This window comes from Kitasatospora sp. NPDC059462, from assembly GCF_042749955.1.
GTDB lineage: Bacteria > Actinomycetota > Actinomycetes > Streptomycetales > Streptomycetaceae > Kitasatospora.
In genome coordinates this window covers 1-2,423 of sequence record NZ_JBHYUU010000377.1, presented here as the reverse complement: position 1 = coordinate 2,423, position 2,423 = coordinate 1, and the positions used below count along the sequence as shown (strand labels likewise).

The following is a 2,423-nucleotide window of genomic DNA, read 5'->3' as shown; positions in this document are numbered from 1 at the left end:
CCCCTAGCGTCGATTCGGCCGACACCCACCGGCCGTCATCCCCCGCTCACCTTGCGTCACCGTGCCGATGGCCCCCACGAGCGCGTCGGGGCTCCCACGCGGCGGCGTGCCAGAAAGAGGTCATCACTCATGCCCACGCGACGGGTCCACCACCTCGCCGCGGCCACCGCCGCCGCCACGACCGCCCTGACCACCGTCCTCACCGCCGTCGGCGCCGCGCCCGCGCACGCCGACGGGGAACTGCAGGTGGTGCCACCCGGAGGATCGATCCAGCAGGCCCTCGACGCCGCCCGGCCGGGCGACGTCGTGCAGCTGCTGCCCGGCGAGTACCGGGGCAGCGTCCGGATCACCACACCCGGCGTCACCCTGCGCGGCGCCGGCCCGGAGAGCGTGATCCGTCCCGCCGAGGCGGCGGCCCCGGCCACCGCCGCCGCGCCCGCCGCGCCCGCCGCGGCCACCACCGCCGCCGCTCCCGCCACCGCCGCCGACCTGGCCGCCGCCTGCTCCGCCGCCGGGCACGGCCTCTGCGTGGCCGGCACCGACGACCGCCCGCTGGAGGGCGTCACCGTCGAGGCGCTCGCCGTCACCGGCTTCCGCAAGAACGGCATCAACGCCACCGGCACCACCGGCCTGACCGTCCGCGCCACCTACGTCCACGACAACGGCCAGCAGGGCATCAGCCAGGAGAAGTCCACCCGGGGCGTGATCACCGCCAACGAGTCCGCCCGCAACGGCCAGTCCGGCGTCTTCCTCGCCAACACCGTGGACAGCGAGGGCGGCGCCCTCTCCGCCGACGGCACCCTGGTCAGCGGCAACCTGCTCACCGACAACCGGATCGGCGTCACCGTGCGCCGGCTGCGCGACCTGAGCATCGAGCAGAACCGGATCCACGGCAACTGCGGCGGCATCTTCGTCGTCGGCGACGAGGGCGTGCCCCGGGCCGGCGCGCTCACCGTCTTCCGCAACCAGGTGCTCGCCAACAACCGCTACTGCCCGCCCAACCCCCGGCTGGACCACATCCAGGGCGCCGGCATCGTCCTCACCGGGGCCGAGGAGACGGCCGTGACGGAGAACGAGGTCCGCGACAACGTCGGCGCCTCACCGTTCTCCGGCGGCATCGTGCTCGTCCGCAGCGTGGTCGGCGTGGCCAACGCCCGCAACACCGTGGCCGACAACCTCGTGCTCGGCAACGGCCCGGCCGACCTCGCCGACCGCGACACCGGCACCGACAACGCCTTCGCCCGCAACCAGTGCGCGGTCTCCGAGCCGGCCGGCCACTGCTGACCGGTCCGCCCGCCCCCAGCACCCCGAAGCCCCGCGCCATCCCGTTCCCGCAGAAAGCAGAGAAACGGTCCATGACCACCGCACCCGCCACCACCCCGCAGGCCGCCATGCGCCTGCGGGAGCTCGTCTTCGGCGCCGCCTGCGCCGCCGCCGTCCGCGCGGCCGCCCGGCTCGGTGCCGCCGACGCGCTCGGCGACACCCCCGCCACCGTCACCGACCTCGCCGCCGACCTCGGCACCGAACCCCGGCAGCTGCGCCGCCTGCTGCGCGCCCTCACCTGCTACGGCATCTTCGAGGAGCTCGACGGCGACCGCTTCGCCCACACCGAGATGTCCCGGCTGCTGCGCGAGGACGCCCCGAACAGCCTGCGCTACATCTCCCTGTGGTGCACCGAGCCGTGGACGTGGGAGGCCTGGCCGAAGCTGGACGAGGCGGTGCGCTCGGGCCGCAACGTCTTCCCCGAGCTGTTCGGCAAGGAGTTCTTCGACTACCTGCACAGCGACGGGGGCGAGTCCGCCAAGGTCTTCGACAAGGCGATGACCACCTCCAGCCGGCAGTCCGCCGCCGACTTCGCCGGCTACCTCGACCTCACCGGCATCGGCTCGGTGGCCGACATCGGCGGCGGCCAGGGCCATGTGCTCGCCAGCCTGCTGGAGAAGCACCCGGCGCTGCACGGCACCCTGCTCGACCTGCCCAAGGTGGTGGCCGGTGCCGACCCCCGGCTGCGCGACGGCGGCGCGTTCGCCGACCGGGCCCGGCTGGTCCCCGGCGACTGCCGGGAGGACATCCCGGTGGCCGCGGACCTCTACATCATCAAGAACATCCTGGAGTGGGACGACGGGAGCACCCGCCGCACCCTGGCGAACGTGGTCGCCGCCGCCCGCCCGGGCGCCCGGGTCGTGGTGGTCGAGAACCTCGTCGACGACAGCCCCTCGATGCGGTTCACCACCGCCATGGACCTCATGCTGATGCTCAACGTCGGCGGGGCCAAGCACTCCGAGACGAGCATGGTCCGGCTGATGACCGAAGCCGGGCTCGACGTCCGCGAGGTCCGCCCGGTCAACCCGTACCTGCACGCCTTCGAGGCCGTGGTGCGCGGCTGACCCGCCCGCCCCGGACGCGCCGCGACCGCCGGTCCC

2 protein-coding genes are annotated in these 2,423 nt (G+C 74.3%); both read left to right on the top strand.

What is annotated here, in order from left to right:
* Positions 1 to 129 precede the first annotated feature (129 nt).
* Positions 130 to 1,284 (top strand): right-handed parallel beta-helix repeat-containing protein, encoded by a 1,155-nt coding sequence (locus ACFXAM_RS38545; RefSeq protein ID WP_380298575.1) that lies wholly within the window; start codon positions 130 to 132, stop codon positions 1,282 to 1,284.
* Between the two features lie 71 nt (positions 1,285 to 1,355).
* On the top strand, positions 1,356 to 2,387 hold the full coding sequence (locus tag ACFXAM_RS38540; RefSeq protein WP_380298573.1) for a methyltransferase: 1,032 nt from the start codon (positions 1,356 to 1,358) through the stop codon (positions 2,385 to 2,387).
* Positions 2,388 to 2,423 lie beyond the last annotated feature (36 nt).

What these genes read in the sequence shown, in the direction of transcription:
- ACFXAM_RS38540 (WP_380298573.1), top strand. Translation starts at nt 1,356, where the DNA reads ATGACCACCGCACCCGCCACCACCCCGCAGGCCGCCATGCGCCTGCGG.
- ACFXAM_RS38545 (WP_380298575.1), top strand. Translation starts at nt 130, where the DNA reads ATGCCCACGCGACGGGTCCACCACCTCGCCGCGGCCACCGCCGCCGCC.